This window comes from Achromobacter sp. SLBN-14, assembly GCF_006715415.1.
Lineage (GTDB): Bacteria > Pseudomonadota > Gammaproteobacteria > Burkholderiales > Burkholderiaceae_B > Achromobacter > Achromobacter mucicolens.
The window spans coordinates 1,436,239-1,454,431 of record NZ_VFNE01000001.1; the positions used below are offsets into that span (position 1 = coordinate 1,436,239).

Consider the following 18,193-nt stretch of genomic DNA (forward strand, 5'->3'; position numbering starts at 1 on the left):
ATTGTCCACAAGGGGAAAACAATGAAGCTTGGCATCATCTTCAGTGCGCTGGCGATCGCCGGCGCAAGCCTGGCGGTACCTGCCCAGGCGCAGTCGTCCTATCCGTCGCGTCCCATCAAGTTGGTCGTGCCCTTTCCGCCCGGCGGCACGACCGACGTGCTGGCCAGAACCATCGCCGACCCGCTGGGCAAGCTGTTGAAACAGACGGTGGTCGTCGAAAACCGCAACGGTGCGGCAGGCCGCATCGGCAGCGAGTACGTCATCCGAGCCGATCCCGACGGCTACACCTTGGGCATTGCCACGGTCAGTTCGCACGCGGTCACGCCGGTCGTGTACGACAACATCTCGTATGACGTCACGCGCGACCTGGCACCCATCACCAAGCTCGCATCGGTGCCCAACGTCCTGACGATCGGCCCGAAGGTGCCTGCCTCGGACATGGCCTCCTTCGTGAAGCTGCTCAAGGACAAGCCGAACGTCTACACCTATGGGTCGGCGGGCGCCGGGTCCGAGGCCAACATGATGGGCGAGTTATTCAAACTCAGCACAGGCACTGAAATGATGCACGTGCCCTACCGCGGCTCCAGCCCCGCGCTGCAGGACGCATTGGGGGGCCAGATCGCCGCGGTATTCGACAACCTGCCGTCGTCGTTGCCCTTCATCCGCAGCGGTGACTTGAAAGCGTTGGCGGTTGCCTACCCGCAACGTCTGAATGCGCTCCCCGATGTGCCGACGTTTGCCGAGGTAGGACTACCCGATGTGAACGACGCTTCATGGTTCGGTCTGGTGGCGCCGCGCAATACGCCACCCGCCGTGGTGGAGCAGATCTACCAGGCAGTCGCCCAGGTTCTGGCCATGCCGGACGTGAAGGAAAAGCTGGCAGGCTTCTCGGCCGTGCCGGTGGGCAACCCGCCCGCAGAATTCGCCGAACAGCTCAAAGCCGAGATCGACAAGCAGCGCGCCACGGCGAAGCGCGCCAACATCAGCCTAAAGTAGATCCCGGGCGTGTTCCGCCCGCATCAGGAGACCGAGACATGCCTGCCCGCTACCGCGTCCTGGTGGCCCAGTTGTTCCAGGAGACGCACGGATTCACGCCTGTGAATACCCCGCTGTCCGCGTTCGAGATTGAACGCGGACGGACCATGTTGACCGCCAATGCCGACGCCGACTCGGTACTGGGGGGCATCCTGCGCACCTTGAAGGCGCAGGAATGCGAGGCCGTGCCCACCCTCGCGGCGCGCGCCCGGCCAGGCGGCCGGGTCGACGATGGCGCGTACTCGCTGCTGCGCGAGGGCATTCTGGACGGCGCGCGCGCCGGCGACTTCGACGCCATCGCGCTGTGCCTGCACGGATGCATGCAGACTGTCGGATTGGATAGTGCCGAAGCCGACCTGCTGGAAGGCCTGCGCGCCATCGTCGGGCCCGCCATGCCGATCGTCGCGGGCTTCGATCTGCATGCCCACGCCGTGCCGGCGCTGCTGCGCCAACTGGATTTTGCCTCGGCCTACAAGACCAATCCGCACGCGGATGCCGCCGAGACCGGCGCGCGTGTGGCGAAACAGCTTCTGCATATGCTGGACACGGGTGAGCGGCCCGCGGGCGTCAGCGTCCTGGTGCCCATGCTGACGCGCGGCAACGACGAGACGTCGCATGGCCCCCTGGCCAAACTGCATGCCAAGGCGCAGGGCGCCGTGCAAGCGAACAAGGGTGTGCTGGACGTCTCCCTTTTCAACGTCAATCCCTTCATCGACGGCGAAGGCGTGGGGCAGACCGTCCTGGTTTACGCACGCACGGCGGACCATATGGCCGAGGCGCGCAAGCTGGCAGGGACGCTCGCTCGCGCACTGTGGGACGAACGCGCCGCCTTCGTGCACGACCTGCCAGACATCGATACGCTGCTGCGCGGTCATGCAGACGTTGGGCGCAGGCTCATCGTTGGCGATTTCGGGGACCGCGTGCTTGCCGGCGGCCCCGGCGACAGCCTGCATGTGATGGAGCGGGCGCTTGCGTTGACGCAGGGACGGATCGCCGCCATCGTGACGGACCCGGCCGCGCTCAGTGCCTGCGAAAGGGCCGGCGTCGGCGCTCACGTGCAGTTGCGGGCGGGCGGGCTGTACAGCGTGGACTGTCCGCCGATGCGGGTGTCGGGGCACGTCGCAGCCCTGGGCAGCGGCGTCTTCCGCAACCGCGGCGCGTTCATGCGCGGGGCCACGCTGCGCCTGGGCCCATACGCCGTTCTGCGCAATGAGCGCTATGACCTGCTGATCACGCAGGACGCTGTCATGTCGCAGGATCCTGGCTGTTACCTCGACGCCGGCATCAATCTCAACGACGTGGACCTGATCGTGGTCAAGTCCGGCTATCACTTCAAGCTGGCCTTCGAGGAATGGGGGTACTGCGCCTGCGCCGAGACGCCTGGCCTGACCGGCTACCATCCCGAACGCCTGCCGTTCGACAAGGCCAGGCCGCTCTACCCGCTCGACGCCCCTGCATACCGTCCCCAAATAGTGGAATTGCGGGTTCCGCCAGCGGCGGCGGGTTGAGCCACCGCCCCGTGTATCCTGCAGACCACGTCGACCGCCGGCCCCCGCCCGGCTCGCAGGAGGAGACACGATGCCGAGAATTGGCGAAGACATCAGGGAATTACGCCGCCGCCGCGGTCTGGGCATCCGCGAGGTTGCCCAGCGCTCCGGCGTTTCGCACGCCTCGATTTCGCTGATCGAGCGCGACAAGATCAGCCCATCGCTCGACACCCTGGCTGCGGTGCTGGACGCCTTGGGCACGACCATCGTAGGGTTTTTCTCGAACAGCCGGCTGCTGGTGGCGGAATCGCCCTTCTACACGCCGGAGGACCTGCCGGAAATCGGCAATCCCAACGCCATTTCCTACCGGATGATCGGCAGCCGCTTCTCCAACCGCGCCATGCTCATGATGCAGGAGCGCTACCAGCCAGGCGCCGACTCAGGCGAGCTCTTCAGCCATCCGGCCCAGGAAGCCGGTCTGGTGCTGTCCGGGGCGGTGGAAGTGACCGTCGGCGACAAGAACCGGGTGCTACAGGCTGGCGATTCGTACTACTTCGACAGCCGGGTCCCCCATCGATTTCGCAACGTTCACGACGGCCCCAGCGAAATCGTCAGCGCGGTCACGCCGCCGACCTACTAGGCCTCTTCGGGACGAGCCGCTCGCCGCCGGTTAAAATGCCGGGTTTCCCACGCGCAGGGCAGCCCTTGCCCGGCGGCCGAATTCCAAGAATCCTATGCTCACCTTTCAGCAAATCATCCTTACGCTCCAGGAATACTGGGACAAACAGGGTTGCGCCCTGCTGCAGCCCTACGACATGGAAGTCGGCGCCGGCACCTCGCACACGGCCACGTTCCTGCGCGCCATCGGGCCGGAGCCCTGGCGCGCCGCCTACGTCCAGCCCTCGCGCCGCCCCAAGGATGGCCGCTACGGCGAAAACCCCAACCGCCTGCAGCACTACTACCAGTACCAGGTCGTGCTCAAGCCCGCGCCCCCTGAAATCCTGGACCTGTACATCGGTTCGCTGAAGGCGCTGGGCATCGATCCCACGCAGCACGACATCCGCTTCGTCGAGGACGACTGGGAAAACCCCACGCTCGGCGCCTGGGGCCTGGGCTGGGAAGTCTGGCTGAATGGCATGGAAGTGACCCAGTTCACGTATTTCCAGCAGGTCGGCGGCCTGGACTGCACGCCCACCACCGGTGAAATCACCTACGGCCTGGAACGCCTGGCCATGTACCTGCAGGACGTGCAAAGCGTCTACGACCTTGTCTGGACGGAAGGCGCCAACGGCAAGCGCGTGCTGTACCGCGACGTGTTCCACCAGAACGAAGTCGAGCAATCCACGTACAACTTCGAGCACTCGTCGGCCGACATGCTGTTTGCGCATTTCAACGACTACGAAGCCGAGGCCAAGCGCCTGATGGACGTGCCGCTGGCGCTGCCGGCCTACGAGGCCGCGCTGAAAGCCGCGCACACCTTCAACATGCTGGACGCGCGCGGCGCGATCAGCGTGACCGAGCGCGCCGCCTACATCGGCCGCATCCGCAACCTGTCGCGCGCCGTCGCGCAGGCCTATTACGATTCCCGCGAACGACTGGGCTTTCCCATGCTGGGCCGCGACAAGGCCGCCGGGGAGGCTGCATAAATGACGACGAACATCCGCCCGCTGCTGGTCGAACTGCTGACCGAAGAACTCCCGCCCAAGGCCCTGCAGAAACTGGGCCAGGCCTTTGCCGAAGGCGTGCGCGCCACGCTGGACCGCCACGGCCTGCTGGCCGAAGGCTGCGCCGTGACGCCGTATTCGACGCCGCGCCGCCTGGCCGTCCACCTGTCCGCCGTGCTGGCGCAGGCACCCGACCAGGCCTATGCCGAAAAGCTGATGCCCGTGAAGATCGGCCTGACCGAAGACGGCAAGGCCACGCCGGCGCTGCAAAAGAAGCTGGCCGCCAAGGGCCTTGAAAACATCGATGTCGCCACGCTGGACCGCGAATCCGACGGCAAGCAGGACTACCTGGTGGCGCGCGGCACGGCCGCCGGTGCGCAACTGGCCGCCGGCTTGCAGGAAGGCATCGAGGCCGCCATCGACGGCCTGCCCATCCCCAAGGTCATGCGCTACCAATTGGCCGACGGCGTCACCACCGTCAAGTTCGTGCGCCCGGCGCACGGCCTGATCGCGCTGTTTGGCGCCGACGTGGTGCCGGTGCAGGCACTGGGCCTGTCCGCTGGCCGCGAGACGCTGGGCCACCGCTTCATGAGCCAGGGCGCCGTTGCCATTGCCGACGCCGACGCCTATGTCGCCACGCTGGCCGAAAAGGGCCACGTCGTGGCGTCGTTCGAAGCGCGTCGCGCCGAGATCCAGCGCCAGCTGCAAGAAGAAGCGACCCGCCTGTCCGCCACGCTGGGCGACGACCCCGAAGTGACCGCGCTGCTGGACGAAGTGACCGCGCTGGTCGAACACCCCACCGTCTACGTGGGCCAGTTCGAGGAACAGTTCCTGCAGGTTCCGCAGGAATGCCTGATCCTGACCATGCGGCTGAACCAGAAGTACTTCCCGCTGTTCGATCCGGCCACCGGGCGCCTCACGCACCGCTTCCTGATCGTGAGCAACATGCGCACGGACAACCCGGTGAACATCGTCGAAGGCAACCAGCGCGTGGTGCGTCCGCGCCTGGCCGATGCGCAGTTCTTCTTTGAAACCGACCGCAAGACGCCGCTGGCCGCGCGCGTCGAGCAACTGGGTTCCATCGTCTATCACAACAAGCTGGGCACCCAGCTCGAACGCGTGGAGCGCGTGCGCGCGATTGCCCGCGGCATTGCCGGCGAACTGGGCGGTGACGTGTCCGCCGCCGACCGCGCCGCCATGCTGGCCAAGGCCGACCTCGGCTCCAACATGGTGGGCGAATTCCCCGAGCTGCAAGGCATCATGGGCGCTTACTACGCCGCCGGCGACGGCGAGCCCGCCAGCGTCGTCGAGGCCCTGCGCACCCAGTACCGCAACCGCTACGACACGCCGGTGACCCAGGACACCCTGACCGCCGCCACGCTGTTCATCGCCGAACGCGTCGAAACGCTGGTCGGCATCTGGGCGATCGGTCTTGCCCCCACCGGCGAGCGCGACCCCTTCGGCCTGCGCCGCGCCGCGCTAGGCCTGATCAGCGCCTTCGAACAACTGGCCGCGGGCGGCTGGCTGAAGATCAGCCAGGACGGTCCGCTGACCCTGGACGGCCTGCTGCAGCTGGCCGCCAGCACGTTCGCGGACGGCAAGATCCCGTCCGGCACGCTGGCCGAGGTCCGCACCTTCATCTACGAGCGCTACCGCAACCAGCTCATCAACGACTTCGACCGCAATGCCGTCGAGGCCGTGATCGCGCTGACCCCGCCGCTGCATCAGGTCGCCGAGCGCGTGCGCGCCGCCGCGGCATTCGCGCAATTGCCCGAAGCCGCCAGCCTGGCCGCCGCGAACAAGCGCATCGGCAACCTGCTCAAGAAGGCCGAAGGCGAGATCGGCACGGTGAACGACGCGGCGCTGGTGGAACCGGCTGAAAAGGCCCTGGCCGCCGCCGTGGCCGCGCTGCGTCCGAAGGCCGAGGCGCAACTGGCCGCCGGCGACTTCACCGGTAGCCTGTCCACGCTGGCTCAGGCCCGCGAACCCGTGGACGCGTTCTTTGCCGACGTCATGGTCATGGCCGAAGACCCGGCCGTGCGCGCCAACCGGCTGGCCCTCCTGGCCCAGCTGCATGGCCTGATGAACCAGGTCGCTGACATCTCCAGGCTCGCCCAGTGAAGCTCATCATCCTCGACCGCGACGGCGTCATCAATCAGGACAGCGACGCCTTCGTCAAGACGCCCGACGAATGGATCGCGCTGCCGGGCAGCCTGCAGGCCATCGCGCGCCTCACGCAGGCCGGCTGGAAGGTGGTGGTTGCCACCAACCAGTCGGGGCTGGCGCGCGGGCTGTTCGACATGGACACGCTGACCGCCATCCACACCAAGATGCGGCGCGAACTCGCCGCGGTGGGCGGCAGCGTCGACGCCATTTTCATGTGCCCGCACGGCCCCGACGACGACTGCACCTGCCGCAAGCCGCGTCCGGGCATGTTCGAGCAGATCGGGCACCGCTACGACGTCGACCTGGCCGGCGTGCCGGCCGTGGGCGATTCGCTGCGCGACCTGCAGGCCTCCTCGGCAGCGGGATGCTCGCCGTGGCTGGTCCTGACGGGCAATGGTGCCAAGACGCTGGCCAAGGGCGGCCTGCCCGACAACACGCGCGTCTGCGACGACCTGTCGGCCCTGGTCGACGCCCTGCTGCAGGACGCGTGACCCGATGGCCTGGCTTCGTTCGTTCCTGTACTTCGTGTTCCTGGCCGTCACGGTCATTCCGTATGCCTTCGCCTGTGTCCTGTGGGCGCCGCTGCCGCTGCACTGGCGCTACAAGCTGACGGTCGGCTGGCCCCGGCTGGCCATCTGGGGCGCCAAGGTGTTCTGCGGCATCCGCTGGCAGGTCAAGGGCTGGGAAAACCTGCCCGACGGCCCGGCGGTGCTGCTGTCCAAGCACCAGTCAGCCTGGGAAACCCTGTTCTTCCCGGCCTACATGCCGCGCGAGGTGTGCTTCGTCTACAAGAAAGAACTGCACATGGTGCCGTTCTTCGGCTGGGGCCTGGCGCTCTTGCGCATGATCGCCATCGACCGCGCCAAGGGCCGCGACGCTTTCGAGCAGGTGGTCAAGCAAGGCCAGACCCGCCTGAACGAAGGCCGCTGGCCGCTGCTGTTTCCGGAAGGCACGCGCGTGGCGCCCGGCAAGACCGGACGCTTCAAGATGGGTGGCGCGCTGCTGGCCTCGCGCACTGGCGCCGTGGTCATCCCGGTGGCGCATAACGCCGGCGAATGCTGGCGCCGCAACGCCTTCATCAAGTATCCCGGCATGATCACCCTGTCGATCGGTCCCGCGATAGAATCCAAGGGACTCACCCCCGAGGAACTGAACCAGAAGGTTCAGGACTGGATCGAAGGGGAAATGCGGCGTCTCAACCCCGAAAGGTATGCCCAGCACTGATCAGCTAGAACTCCTGTTCAACACGCAGGAAGACGACGCGCCCGCGGGCGCGCCGCCGCTGATCGCCGTGCCGGCGGCGCCGGCCGCCCCGCGCGCGCCCTCCGCCGGGCCCGGCACGGCCCGCCCCGTCACGCCCCCCAACCTGTTTCCCGACGCCGCCAAGGCCCCCGCCCCCGCGGGCGAGCCGCTGCTGACGCTGTCGCCCAATGCGGCGTCGCGCGTGCCCACGCCCTGCCCCGACCCGCTGCCGCCCGGCGCGCGCTGGCGCGAGGTGCCCACCGATCAGCAGACCATCGGCTTCGTGCTGCTGCGTTCGCGGCGGCGCAGCATCGGCTTCGTCATCACCGACGACGGCCTGCGCGTGACCGCCCCCAATTGGGTGACGCTGACGCAGATCGACGACGCGGTGCGCGAAAAATCGCGCTGGATCCTGACCAAGCTGCGCGAATGGCACGCCCGCAAGCAGCAGCTGGCCATGGCGCACACGCGCTGGCAGGCGGGCGGAGAACTCCCCTATCTGGGCCGGCGCATCGTCATCGGCGTGGGCGGCGACAGCCGCCAGGCCAATCTGTCCGGCGACGCCGACGCGCCGCAAGATGGCGACACTCTGTGGCTGGCGCTGCCGTCCCACGCCGACCAGGGCCGCATCCGCGATGCGGCCCAAGCGTGGCTGCAACAGCGCGCGGGCGCCTGGTTCGGTGCGCGGCTGGCGCACTTTTTGCAGGTGAGCGGCCTGAAGATCCGCCGCTGGCGCCTGTCGTCGGCCGCCACGCGCTGGGGGTCGTGCACCAGCGACGGCAACATCATGCTGAACTGGCGCCTGATCCACTTCGCCCCGGCCATCATCGATTACGTCATCGCGCACGAGCTTGCCCATTTGCGCGAGATGAACCACAGTCAGGACTTCTGGCGCGAAGTCGGCCAGATCCTGCCCGACTTCGAAGACGCCAAGAACATCCTGCGGCGTCACGATCCCGCTTCGCTGCCTCAGTTCTGAAGCGCGCGGCACCCAGCGCCTGTTGCGATCCCAAGGAGAATCGAAATGTTGCTGCTGATTCCGGGCCCGGTCACCACCGACGCGCGGGTGAAGGCCGCCATGGCGCAGGACTACGCGCCGTGGGACAACGATTTCCGCACGCTGTACCGTCAGGTGTGCGACGGCGTGCTGGCAATTGCGCAGGCCGGCGCGGACGAGCACGTGGCGCTGGCCTTGCCGGGCTGCGGCCACTTTGCCGTCGAGGCCGCGATCCGCACCTTCGTGCCGCCCGGCGGCCGCATGCTGGCCCCGTCCACCGGCGCTTACGCGGCCCGGCTGCAAAAACTGGCCGCCGAGGCAGGCCGCATCGCCGTGCCGCTATCGGTGGGCGCCGCCGAGCGCGTGGATCCGCAGGCGGTGGCCGACGCCCTGGAACGCGACCCCACGCTCACGCACCTGGCGCTGGTCTACAGCGAAACCGGCAGCGGCATCTGCCACGACGTCCCCCATCTTGCCCGCATCGCCCACGCGCTGGGACGCCGCGTGATCATCGACGCCGTGTCGGCATTCGGCGCGTTGCCGCTTGAATTGCGCGCCCTGCCCGCGGTCGACGCCGTGGTGCTGACCGCCAACAAATGCCTGGAAGGCCTGCCGGGCGCGGCCTTCGTTGTCGCGCGCCGCGACAGCCTGGATGCCGCGCGCGGCAATGCGGGCAGCTGGTCGCTCGACCTGGCGGACATCTACCAGCACACGCTGGCGCCCAACGCCGGCCCCCGCTTCACGCCCGCCGCGCCCACGCTGGCCGCGCTGGCCGTGGCGCTGGAACTGTTCCGCCAGGAAGGCCGCGAGGCTCGTCTGGCGCGTTACACGGCCAACATGCGCACGCTCTATGATGGCGTGATCGATCTTGGCCTGACCCCATACCTGCCGCCCGAGCTGCAAGGCCCCATCGTCGTCAACGTCCGCGCGCCGGATGCCCCGACCTGGCACCTGCAGCTCTTCGTGGACGCGCTCAAGCAGCGCGGCTATGTGATCAGCAACTTCACCAACACCGAAGAACCCACGTTCCGGGTCGGCTGCATCGGCGCCTTTGGCGCCGGCCAGATGCGGCAGGCGGTCGACGCCATGGGCGGCGCGCTGCGCGACATCGGAATCTCCCGGGAACACGCCGGAACCCCCCAGCGCTTCCCCCAACCTCTCATCGCGTAAGGAATCCTCCCATGCGTCTGCTCCACACCATGCTGCGCGTCGGCAACCTCGACAAGTCCATCGACTTCTACACCAACGTGCTGGGCATGCGCCTTCTGCGCCGCAACGACTATCCGGACGGCAAGTTCACGCTGGCCTTCGTCGGCTACCAGGACGAAGCCGACGGCGCCGTCATCGAACTGACCCACAACTGGGACACCGACAAGTACGACCTGGGCAACGGCTACGGCCACATCGCCCTGGAAGTCGACAACGCCTACGAAGCCTGTGACAAGGTCAAGGAGCGCGGCGGCAAGGTCACCCGCGAGGCCGGCCCGATGAAGCACGGCAAGACCGTCATCGCCTTCGTGGAAGACCCCGACGGCTACAAGATCGAATTCATCCAGAAGAAAGACCGCCAGGACTGAGCGGAACGCCAGCCATGATCCATCCCATCCTGAAAATGGGCGACCCGCGGCTGCTGCGCGTGGCGCCCCCGGTCGACCGTTTCGACACGCCTGAGCTGCACGCCCTGATCGACGACATGTTCGAAACCATGGCGGCCGCGCAGGGCGTGGGCCTGGCCGCGCCGCAGATCGGCGTGGACCTGCAACTGGTGATCTTCGGGTTCGACCGCAACGACCGCTATCCCGACGCGCCGCCGGTGCCGCAGACGATCCTGTGCAATCCGGTCATCACGCCGCTTTCGGACGAGATGGAAGACGGCTGGGAAGGCTGCCTGTCGGTGCCGGGACTGCGCGGCCTGGTGCCGCGCTACCGCCATATCCGATACAGCGGCCGCGATCCGTACGGCCAGCTGATCGAGCGCGAGGCCGAAGGCTTTCACGCACGCGTCGTCCAGCACGAATGCGACCACCTGATCGGCCGCCTGTATCCGTCCCGGATCCAGGATTTCTCGAAGTTCGGCTTCACGGAAATCCTGTTCCCGGGCATGGACCCGAATCAGGACGACTAGGCGTTATCGCCGGGTCTTGCAGCAGCGGGGGGCTCGTCCTCCTGCTGCTGCGGCGGCTGCGGTTGCTGTGGCGGTTCCGGCTGTTGCGGCGGCTGCTGTTGCTGCGGCTGTTGCGGCGGCTGCGACTCCGGCTGCGGCGGCTCCGGCTGCGACTCCGGCTTCTGTTCCTGCGCCCGAACCGGCGCGCCTTCGCCCAGCGGCGTCAGCGCTTCCGGCGCAAAATCATCCACCTGCAATACCTTCAGCACCGTCGCTTCCGCGGCTTCGAGCTGCGCCGCCTGCGCGTCCGTGATGGCGCCGCGCTGATGGGCTTCGCGCCAGTTGCGCACGTTGGACTGACGCAGACGGTCGCGAATCGGCTGCACCGCATCGGCCAGCGCAAAGGCGCGGGTCAACAGGCCCAGCGGATCCTCCCCGGGTTCGCGCTGCAGGTCGGCCGCCAGACGCACATGCGTGGGCGACGGCTTGAGCAGCAATTCGGCGCATTCCCGCGTGAGCGCGTCGTCCGGCCCCTTGGCTAGCCGCAACGGCAGGATGGCCGCCCGCAACGCCCAGGACAGCGCCTTGACCGGCAGGTTCCGCAGCACCTGATCCATGCTCTTCTCGATGCTGGCGAAACCCTGCGCCATGCACCAGCGCACCAGCGGCAGGTCATCGTGCTTGCGCCCCTCGTCTTCCCAGCGCTTTAGCACCGCGGACAGCAGATAGAGTTCGGACAGGATGTCGCCCAGGCGCGCGGAGATCATTTCGCGGCGCTTCAGGCCCCCACCCAGTTGCGCCAGCGTGGCGTCGGCCAGCAGCGCGAAGCCCGACGCATAACGGCCCAGCCGGCGGTAATGACCCGCCACCGGTCCCGAGGCCGGCGCGGGCGCCAGCATGCCGCCCGTCCACGCGCGGCCGATCGCGCGCAGCGTGTTCATGCCCGCGTGGCGCAGATGGCGCCAGAAGACATCGTGGAAGACCTCGATGCCGCGTTCCTCGTCGGGGTTGCCCAGCGCCAGGATCTCCGGCATCAGATAGGGATGCGCGCGAATGGCGCCTTGCCCGAAGATGATCAGATTGCGCGTCAGGATGTTGGCGCCCTCGACAGTGATGGCGATGGGCACGGCGCGGTACAAGGAGCCCAGGTAATTGCTGGGGCCGTCCATGACGGCGCGGCCCGCGTGCACGTCCATGGCGTCGTTCACCGACACGCGCATGCGCTCGGTGGCGTGGTATTTCATGATGCCGGACACCACCGCAGGCTTGACGCCCTGATTGAGCGCGGCGCAGGTCAGGCGGCGCGCGGCCTCGACCAGATAGGCGTTGCCGGCCAGGCTGGCCAGCCGCTCCTGCACGCCCTCGAACTTGCCGATCGGGATGCCGAATTGCTCGCGCACCCGCGCATACATGCCGGTGGTGTGCGCGCACATCGCCGCGGCGGCGGCAGACAGCGACGGCAGCGAAATGCCGCGCCCTGCGGCCAGTGCGCTCATCAGCATCTGCCAGCCCTGCCCGGCGCGCTCGACGCCGCCGATCAGCGCATCCAGCGGCACAAAAACGTCGCGGCCCGAGTTGGGCCCGTTCTGGAACACCTGCATGGCGGGCAGGTGGCGCCGGCCGATCTCGACGCCGGGCGCGTCGGTGGGAACGAGCGCCACCGAGATGCCGATATCCTTGGGCCCGCCCAGAATGCCGTCGGGGTCCGACATCTTGAACGCCAGCCCCAGCACCGTGGCCACCGGCCCCAGCGTGATGTAGCGCTTGTGCCAATTGAGCCGGATGCCGATGAGCTCACGCCCATCCACGACCTGGCGGCACACGACGCCGGTATCCACCATCGAGGCCGCGTCCGAGCCGGCTTCGGGACTGGTCAGGCCAAAGCACGGGACTTCCCGGCCGTCGGCAAGCCTTGGCAACCAATAATCGCGCTGCGCCTGCGTGCCGAACTGCATGAGCAGTTCGCCCGGCCCCAGCGAGTTCGGCACCATGACCGTGACACCCGCCGTGATGGAATAGGCGGAAATGCGCCGCACCACTTCGGAGTGCGCATAGGGCGAGAACCCCAGGCCGCCGTGGCGGCGCGGAATGATCATGCCGAAGAAACGCTGCGTCTTGAGGTATTCCCAGACGCGCGGCGGCAGATCGCGCCGGTTCCAGGAGATATCCCATTCGTCCAGCATGCCGCACAGTTCGCGCACGGGACCGTCGATGAAGCGCTGTTCATCCGGCGTCAGCGTGGCCGGCGGCACGCTGAGCAGCTTGCGCCAGTCGGGATTGCCCGTGAACAGGTCGGCGTCCCACCAGCTGTCGCCGGCTTCGATGGCTTCGCGTTCGGTGGCCGACATGGCCGGCATGGCATTGCGGGCCCAGCGGTATGCGGGTTCCGAAATGCGGCGCCGGCGCCAGGCGTTGAAATCCATGGGTCCCCCTGTTGTTCGCTACAAGACGTATCGGGCCAAAGTACCAGAATTGGCGCGGCCCGGCCAAGCTGCGGCTTACCGACTCTGCGACAATGGGCGTCGCCGCGCAGATGCGCAATCAACCGCTGTCCGGGCACGTCCGCATGCTGAACAAACTCTGGCTTGGCTTCTTCCTTACCGCTGCCGCGGCCGCGCTGTACCGCTGGCTCGTCATCGGGGACCCGGAAGTCTTTCGCCAGATGGTCGCCAGCCTGTTCGACATGGCGCGCGTGTCCGTGGAAGTGATGGTGCTGCTGTTTGGCACGCTGACGCTGTGGCTGGGTTTCCTGCGCATCGCCGAGGGCGCGGGCCTAGTCGAAAAGCTGGCGCGCGTCCTGGGCCCCCTGTTCGCGCGCCTGATGCCCGAGGTGCCGCGCAATCATCCGGCCATCGGCCTGATCACGCTGAACTTCGCAGCCAATGGCCTGGGGCTGGACAACGCCGCCACCCCCATCGGTTTGCGCGCCATGCGCGAGCTGCAAGCGCTCAATCCCAAGCCGGACACCGCCACCAACGCGCAGATCCTGTTCCTGGTGCTCAATGCGTCGTCGCTGACGCTGCTGCCCGTCACGCTGTTCATGTTCCGCGCGCAGCAGGGCGCGCCCGATCCCACGCTGGTCTTTTTGCCCATTCTGCTGGCCACCAGCGCGTCCACGCTGGCCGGCTTTCTGGCGGTCGCGCTGTGCCAGCGGCTGCGCCTGGCCGATCCGGTCATCCTGCTGTGGCTGGGCGGCGCGGCGCTGGTGCTGGGCGGATTCATGGCGCTTCTGGCCAGCATGTCGGCAGCCGCCATCGCGTCGCTGTCTTCGCTGCTGGGCAACCTGACGCTGTTTGGCATCCTGCTGGCGTTTCTGGTCGTCGGCGCGTGGAAAAAAGTGCCTGTGTACGAGGCCTTCATTGAAGGCGCCAAGGAAGGGTTCGATATCGCCAAGAGCCTGCTGCCGTATCTGGTGGCGATGCTGTGCGCCGTGGGCGTGCTGCGCGCATCCGGCGCGCTGGACTTCCTGTTGGATGGCATCCGCTGGCTGGCGCAGCAGGCAAATTGGGACACGCGCTTCGTGGACGCGCTGCCCACGGCGCTGGTCAAGCCGTTCTCGGGCAGCGCGGCGCGAGCGATGATGCTGGAGACCATGACGCACTTCGGCGTGGACAGCTTCCCGGCGCTGCTGTCCGCGGTGGTGCAAGGCAGCACCGAGACCACCTTTTATGTGCTGGCGGTGTACTTCGGGTCGGTGGGGATTCTGCGCGCCCGGCATGCGGTCGGCTGCGCGCTGATCGCCGACCTGGCCGGGGTGCTGGCCGCGATCGGCGTCTGCTACTGGTTCTTCGGCTAGGCGCCCTGCTTCAGTCCACCAGCAGGATCTTCATCCCGTTGGTGCCGCCGCTGTCGCGATAGAAATCGCCCTTGGTCAGGATCACCCAATCGCCGGCCTGCACCAGATTGCGCTTGCGCAGCTCGTCGATGGCGGCGTTGGAAAGATCGGCCGGATCGTAGTCCGATGGCGCGAACGGAATCGTGTACACGCCGCGGAACATCGTCACGCGGTTTTGCGTCACGCTGTGCGGGCTGTAGCAGTAGATGGGCACGCCCGAGCGGATGCGAGACATGATGAGCGGCGTGTGGCCGCTTTCGGTCAGCGCGATGATGGCCTTGACGCCGGGAAAATGGTTGGCGGCATACATGGCCGCCAGCGCGATGGTTTCGTCGCAGCGCGTGAAGGTCTCGCCCATGCGGTGGTGCGACTTCGTGGACGTGGGATGCTTTTCCGCGCCCAGGCACACACGCGCCATGGCTTGCACGGTTTCGACCGGATACTGGCCCGAGGCGCTTTCAGCCGACAGCATGACGGCGTCGGTGTAGTCCAGCACCGCGTTCGCCACGTCGGAGACTTCGGCGCGGGTCGGCATGGGGCTGGAGATCATCGATTCCATCATCTGCGTGGCGGTGATGACCACCTTGTTCAGCGTGCGTGCGTGCTGGATGATGCGCTTCTGGATGCCCACCAGCTCGGCGTCTCCCACTTCCACGCCCAGGTCGCCACGCGCCACCATCACGCCGTCGCTTGCGCGGATCAGCGCATCCAGGGCCTCGTCGTCGGCTACTGCCTCGGCGCGTTCGATCTTTGCGATGATCCATGCCTGGCTGCCGGCCTCGGCAAGCAAGGTGCGGGCCTCGTCGATGTCGCTGCCATAGCGCGGGAACGACACCGCCACGTAATCCAGCTCCATTTCGGCGGCCAGCTTGATGTCGACGCGATCCTTGTCGGTCAGGCTGGGCGCCGACAGGCCGCCGCCGCGGCGGTTGATGCCCTTGTTGTTGGACAGCGGACCGCCCACCGTGACGGTGGTGTGGACTTCGTCGCCTTCCACGCGATCCACGACCAGCACGACGCGGCCGTCATCGAGCAGCAGCTCGTCGCCCACGCGGCAATCGGTCACGAGTTCCGGATAGTCGATGCCCACGATGCTGGACGTGCCCGCATCCTTGGGATGCACGCGCGACAGCGTGAACGGCTGGCCCACGTGCAACTGCACCAGCTTGTCGACAAAGCGGGCGATGCGGATCTTGGGACCTTGCAGGTCTCCCATGATCGCGACGAAGCGGCCCTGCTTGGCCGCGATCTCGCGCACCAGCCGCGCGCGCTCGCGGTGGTCGTCCGCGCTGCCATGCGAGAAGTTCAGCCGTGCGACGTCCAGCCCCGCGCGGATGAGCGCGTCGATGCGTTCGGGCGACGAGGTCGAGGGTCCCAGGGTGGCGACAATTTTTGTGCGGCGCAATACAGGCATGGCGGTCCACTCTCGCAAAAGCAACGAAAGCGCTATGGTACGCCGGCCGCGTTGTCACGGGTATCATGGGTGACACATCGATCACTAACGCGCCCCCTTCCGACCGTGAAAATCGTCATCGCTCCCGACTCGTTCAAAGAAAGCGTTTCCGCGCCCGATGCGGCGGCGGCCATTGCGCGCGGCGTCAAGGCCGCCTTTCCCGGCGCGCACACCGTCTGCATCCCGATGGCCGACGGCGGCGAAGGCACCGTCGAAGCCGTGCTGGCGGCCACTGGCGGCAAGGAACATCAGATCACAGTGAACGACGCGCTCGGCCACAAGGTCGACGCCGTGTGGGGTTTGCTGGACGACGGCACCGCCGTCATCGAGATGGCCGCCGCGGCGGGCCTTGAATTGATCTCCCCGTCCAAGCGCGACCCGATGCGCGCCAGCAGCCACGGCGTGGGCGAGCTGATGCGCGCGGCGCTGGACGCGGGCGCCAAGCGCATCATCCTGGGGTTGGGCGGCTCGGCCACCAACGACGCCGGCGCCGGCATGCTGACGGCGCTGGGCGTGCGGCTGCTGGACGCCGGCGGCAACAGCCTGCCGCCGGGCGGGGGGGCGCTGGGCCAACTTGCCTCCATCGACACGCATGGCCTGGACCCGCGGCTCGCCCAGGTGCGCGTCGACATCGCCTCCGACGTCGACAATCCCTTGTGCGGCCCGCATGGCGCGTCGCACGTGTTCGGGCCGCAAAAGGGCGCGACGCCGGAACAGGTGCAGACCCTGGACACCCTGCTGAGTCACTTCGCCGACGTGTGCGCAAAGCACCTCGGCGCCGACCACCGCGACGCCCCTGGCGCGGGCGCCGCCGGTGGCCTGGGTTTTGCCGCCAAGGCGTTCCTGAACGCGCATTTCCGCCCGGGTGTGGAGATCGTCGCAGAGCTGGGCGGTCTGGCCGACGCCGTGGAAGGCGCAACGCTGGTGTTCACTGGCGAAGGCCGGATGGACGCACAGACGCTGCGCGGCAAGACGCCCGCGGGCGTGGCCCGGATTGCGCAACGCGCGGGCGTTCCCGTCGTGGCGCTGGCCGGCTCGCTGGGCGAAGGCTACGAGGCCCTGCACACCTGCGGCATCAGCGCCGCATTCAGCCTGGCCCCCGGCCCCATCACCCTGCAGCAGGCCTTGGCCGACGCCGAGCGCCTGCTTGCAGACCGGGCACGCGATGTGATGCAGCTGTGGATGGCGGCGCAGAAGCGCATGCTGTAATCGGGCGCCAGGGACAAACCCATCTGCCTGCAACGTTGCGGTTCGCGATGCCAGGTGTCAGACACCCTTGCGGCGCCTTATCAATCTGACGATCACCTCTGACGGGTGTCAGACTCCGTCGCACGCTCCCAGCACCGAAATGCAAAGAGGCCCCGTGGGGCCTTATTGCACTGCCATGCCATACCGAAAAGACGTCAGTCCCGCGCCAACACCCCGGCTTCGACCAGCGCATCCGACAGGCGCATGTAGCGGTCCACCGAAATGTCCTCGGCGCGCGCGGTGGGCGCGATGTCCAGCGCTTCCCAAGGCACTTGCGCGGCCCAGTCGGCCAGCACCCGCCGCAGCATCTTGCGGCGCTGCGAGAAGGCGCGGGCCACCACGGTTTCGAAAGCGCGCTCGCTGATGGGCCGCTGGCGGTCCGCCGGCAACGGCACCATGCGCACGATCGCCGACACGACCTTCGGAGGCGGATCGAAGGCCTCGGGCGGCACGTCGAACAGCTTGTGCATGCGGTAGCGCGATTGCAGCATCACGGACAAGCGGCTGAAGTCGCCCGAGCCGGGCTTGGCCACCATGCGGTCGATCACTTCGCGCTGCAGCATGAAATGCTGATCGCGGATGTGGTCGGCCCACGTCATCAGGTGGAACAGCAACGGGCTGGAAATGTTGTAGGGCAGATTGCCCACGACGCGCAGCGCGCCGCCGAACTGCGAGAAATCCACCGTCAGCGCGTCGGCCTCGACCACCGTCAAGCGTGATGCGTCGAACTGCTTGCGCAGCCGGGCGGCCAGGTCGCGATCGATTTCGACCGCGGTGAGATGGTCCAGCCGTTCGAGCAGCGGCCGCGTCAGCGCGGACAAGCCAGGGCCGATCTCGACCACGGCATCGTCGCGGGCGGGCGCAACCGCCCGGACGATGGACTCGACGACGCTGTCGTCGGTCAGGAAGTTCTGGCCAAAGCGCTTGCGCGCCTGGTGTTGAGACATGAAAAGCCCGTAATG

Annotated in this window: 16 protein-coding genes; 13 read left to right on the plus strand and 3 right to left on the minus strand. The window is 67.5% G+C overall.

Annotated elements, in window-relative coordinates:
- The first annotated feature begins 21 nt into the window (after positions 1–21).
- The 11 genes from FBY20_RS06570 (at position 22) to def (ending at position 10,716) form a co-directional block, all read left to right on the plus strand.
- Entirely contained in the window at positions 22–996 is a 975-nt protein-coding gene (locus tag FBY20_RS06570) for a tripartite tricarboxylate transporter substrate binding protein (protein ID WP_056320925.1), read from the plus strand.
- A gap of 38 nt (positions 997–1,034) precedes the next feature.
- Positions 1,035–2,543 carry a M81 family metallopeptidase gene (locus FBY20_RS06575; RefSeq protein ID WP_142050865.1) on the plus strand — a complete coding sequence of 503 codons (1,509 nt, stop codon included), beginning with the start codon at positions 1,035–1,037 and terminating at the stop codon, positions 2,541–2,543.
- A gap of 70 nt (positions 2,544–2,613) precedes the next feature.
- On the plus strand, positions 2,614–3,162 hold the full coding sequence (locus FBY20_RS06580) for a cupin domain-containing protein (RefSeq protein ID WP_105237452.1): 549 nt from the start codon (positions 2,614–2,616) through the stop codon (positions 3,160–3,162).
- Between the two features lie 94 nt (positions 3,163–3,256).
- Complete coding sequence (gene glyQ, locus FBY20_RS06585; protein ID WP_056320918.1) at positions 3,257–4,168, plus strand: glycine--tRNA ligase subunit alpha; 912 nt, start codon at positions 3,257–3,259, stop codon at positions 4,166–4,168.
- Positions 4,169–6,307, plus strand: coding sequence for a glycine--tRNA ligase subunit beta (glyS, locus tag FBY20_RS06590; protein ID WP_142050868.1), 2,139 nt, complete (start codon positions 4,169–4,171; stop codon positions 6,305–6,307).
- Positions 6,304–6,843 (plus strand): D-glycero-beta-D-manno-heptose 1,7-bisphosphate 7-phosphatase, encoded by a 540-nt coding sequence (gene gmhB / locus FBY20_RS06595; protein WP_128829986.1) that lies wholly within the window; start codon positions 6,304–6,306, stop codon positions 6,841–6,843. Before glyS ends, gmhB begins: the two co-directional genes overlap by 4 nt.
- A 4-nt stretch (positions 6,844–6,847) precedes the next feature.
- Complete coding sequence (locus tag FBY20_RS06600) at positions 6,848–7,576, plus strand: 1-acyl-sn-glycerol-3-phosphate acyltransferase (RefSeq protein ID WP_062840273.1); 729 nt, start codon at positions 6,848–6,850, stop codon at positions 7,574–7,576.
- Entirely contained in the window at positions 7,563–8,573 is a 1,011-nt protein-coding gene (locus FBY20_RS06605) for a M48 family metallopeptidase (protein ID WP_174245388.1), read from the plus strand. Before FBY20_RS06600 ends, FBY20_RS06605 begins: the two co-directional genes overlap by 14 nt.
- A gap of 45 nt (positions 8,574–8,618) precedes the next feature.
- Positions 8,619–9,761, plus strand: coding sequence for a 2-aminoethylphosphonate--pyruvate transaminase (locus FBY20_RS06610; protein WP_142050871.1), 1,143 nt, complete (start codon positions 8,619–8,621; stop codon positions 9,759–9,761).
- An 11-nt stretch (positions 9,762–9,772) separates the two neighbouring features.
- Positions 9,773–10,168: a lactoylglutathione lyase gene (gene gloA, locus FBY20_RS06615; protein ID WP_056320907.1), complete on the plus strand. Its 396-nt coding sequence runs from the start codon at positions 9,773–9,775 to the stop codon at positions 10,166–10,168.
- Positions 10,169–10,182: 14 nt separating this feature from the next.
- Positions 10,183–10,716, plus strand: a complete 534-nt coding sequence (def, locus tag FBY20_RS06620) for a peptide deformylase (protein WP_056320904.1) — start codon at positions 10,183–10,185, stop codon at positions 10,714–10,716.
- On the opposite strand, the gene FBY20_RS06625 is transcribed toward def, so the two are convergent.
- Complete coding sequence (locus FBY20_RS06625; RefSeq protein WP_255452259.1) at positions 10,713–13,118, minus strand: acyl-CoA dehydrogenase; 2,406 nt, start codon at positions 13,116–13,118, stop codon at positions 10,713–10,715. The two genes, def and FBY20_RS06625, sit on opposite strands and share 4 nt — an antisense overlap.
- A 143-nt stretch (positions 13,119–13,261) precedes the next feature.
- Here FBY20_RS06625 and FBY20_RS06630 point away from each other — a divergent pair, with 143 nt between their 5' ends.
- Positions 13,262–14,491, plus strand: coding sequence for a nucleoside recognition domain-containing protein (locus FBY20_RS06630; protein ID WP_056322665.1), 1,230 nt, complete (start codon positions 13,262–13,264; stop codon positions 14,489–14,491).
- Positions 14,492–14,501: 10 nt separating this feature from the next.
- Here FBY20_RS06630 and pyk read toward each other — a convergent pair whose 3' ends face one another.
- Positions 14,502–15,944 carry a pyruvate kinase gene (gene pyk / locus FBY20_RS06635; RefSeq protein ID WP_142050874.1) on the minus strand — a complete coding sequence of 481 codons (1,443 nt, stop codon included), beginning with the start codon at positions 15,942–15,944 and terminating at the stop codon, positions 14,502–14,504.
- A 105-nt stretch (positions 15,945–16,049) separates the two neighbouring features.
- Between pyk and FBY20_RS06640 the strand changes: the two genes are divergently transcribed.
- On the plus strand, positions 16,050–17,192 hold the full coding sequence (locus FBY20_RS06640) for a glycerate kinase (RefSeq protein ID WP_056320900.1): 1,143 nt from the start codon (positions 16,050–16,052) through the stop codon (positions 17,190–17,192).
- A 194-nt stretch (positions 17,193–17,386) separates the two neighbouring features.
- Here FBY20_RS06640 and rsmA read toward each other — a convergent pair whose 3' ends face one another.
- On the minus strand, positions 17,387–18,178 hold the full coding sequence (rsmA, locus tag FBY20_RS06645; protein WP_056320897.1) for a 16S rRNA (adenine(1518)-N(6)/adenine(1519)-N(6))-dimethyltransferase RsmA: 792 nt from the start codon (positions 18,176–18,178) through the stop codon (positions 17,387–17,389).
- Positions 18,179–18,193 lie beyond the last annotated feature (15 nt).

Excerpts from the sequence above, each read along its gene's own strand:
- FBY20_RS06575 (WP_142050865.1), top strand. The coding sequence starts at position 1,035 with ATGCCTGCCCGCTACCGCGTCCTGGTGGCCCAGTTGTTCCAGGAGACG.
- FBY20_RS06605 (WP_174245388.1), top strand. The coding sequence starts at position 7,563 with ATGCCCAGCACTGATCAGCTAGAACTCCTGTTCAACACGCAGGAAGAC.
- rsmA (WP_056320897.1), bottom strand. The coding sequence starts at position 18,178 with ATGTCTCAACACCAGGCGCGCAAGCGCTTTGGCCAGAACTTCCTGACC.
- FBY20_RS06600 (WP_062840273.1), top strand. The coding sequence starts at position 6,848 with ATGGCCTGGCTTCGTTCGTTCCTGTACTTCGTGTTCCTGGCCGTCACG.
- FBY20_RS06580 (WP_105237452.1), top strand. The coding sequence starts at position 2,614 with ATGCCGAGAATTGGCGAAGACATCAGGGAATTACGCCGCCGCCGCGGT.
- FBY20_RS06570 (WP_056320925.1), top strand. The coding sequence starts at position 22 with ATGAAGCTTGGCATCATCTTCAGTGCGCTGGCGATCGCCGGCGCAAGC.
- FBY20_RS06625 (WP_255452259.1), bottom strand. The coding sequence starts at position 13,118 with ATGGATTTCAACGCCTGGCGCCGGCGCCGCATTTCGGAACCCGCATAC.
- FBY20_RS06630 (WP_056322665.1), top strand. The coding sequence starts at position 13,262 with ATGCTGAACAAACTCTGGCTTGGCTTCTTCCTTACCGCTGCCGCGGCC.
- glyQ (WP_056320918.1), top strand. The coding sequence starts at position 3,257 with ATGCTCACCTTTCAGCAAATCATCCTTACGCTCCAGGAATACTGGGAC.
- def (WP_056320904.1), top strand. The coding sequence starts at position 10,183 with ATGATCCATCCCATCCTGAAAATGGGCGACCCGCGGCTGCTGCGCGTG.
- FBY20_RS06610 (WP_142050871.1), top strand. The coding sequence starts at position 8,619 with ATGTTGCTGCTGATTCCGGGCCCGGTCACCACCGACGCGCGGGTGAAG.
- glyS (WP_142050868.1), top strand. The coding sequence starts at position 4,169 with ATGACGACGAACATCCGCCCGCTGCTGGTCGAACTGCTGACCGAAGAA.
- gloA (WP_056320907.1), top strand. The coding sequence starts at position 9,773 with ATGCGTCTGCTCCACACCATGCTGCGCGTCGGCAACCTCGACAAGTCC.
- pyk (WP_142050874.1), bottom strand. The coding sequence starts at position 15,944 with ATGCCTGTATTGCGCCGCACAAAAATTGTCGCCACCCTGGGACCCTCG.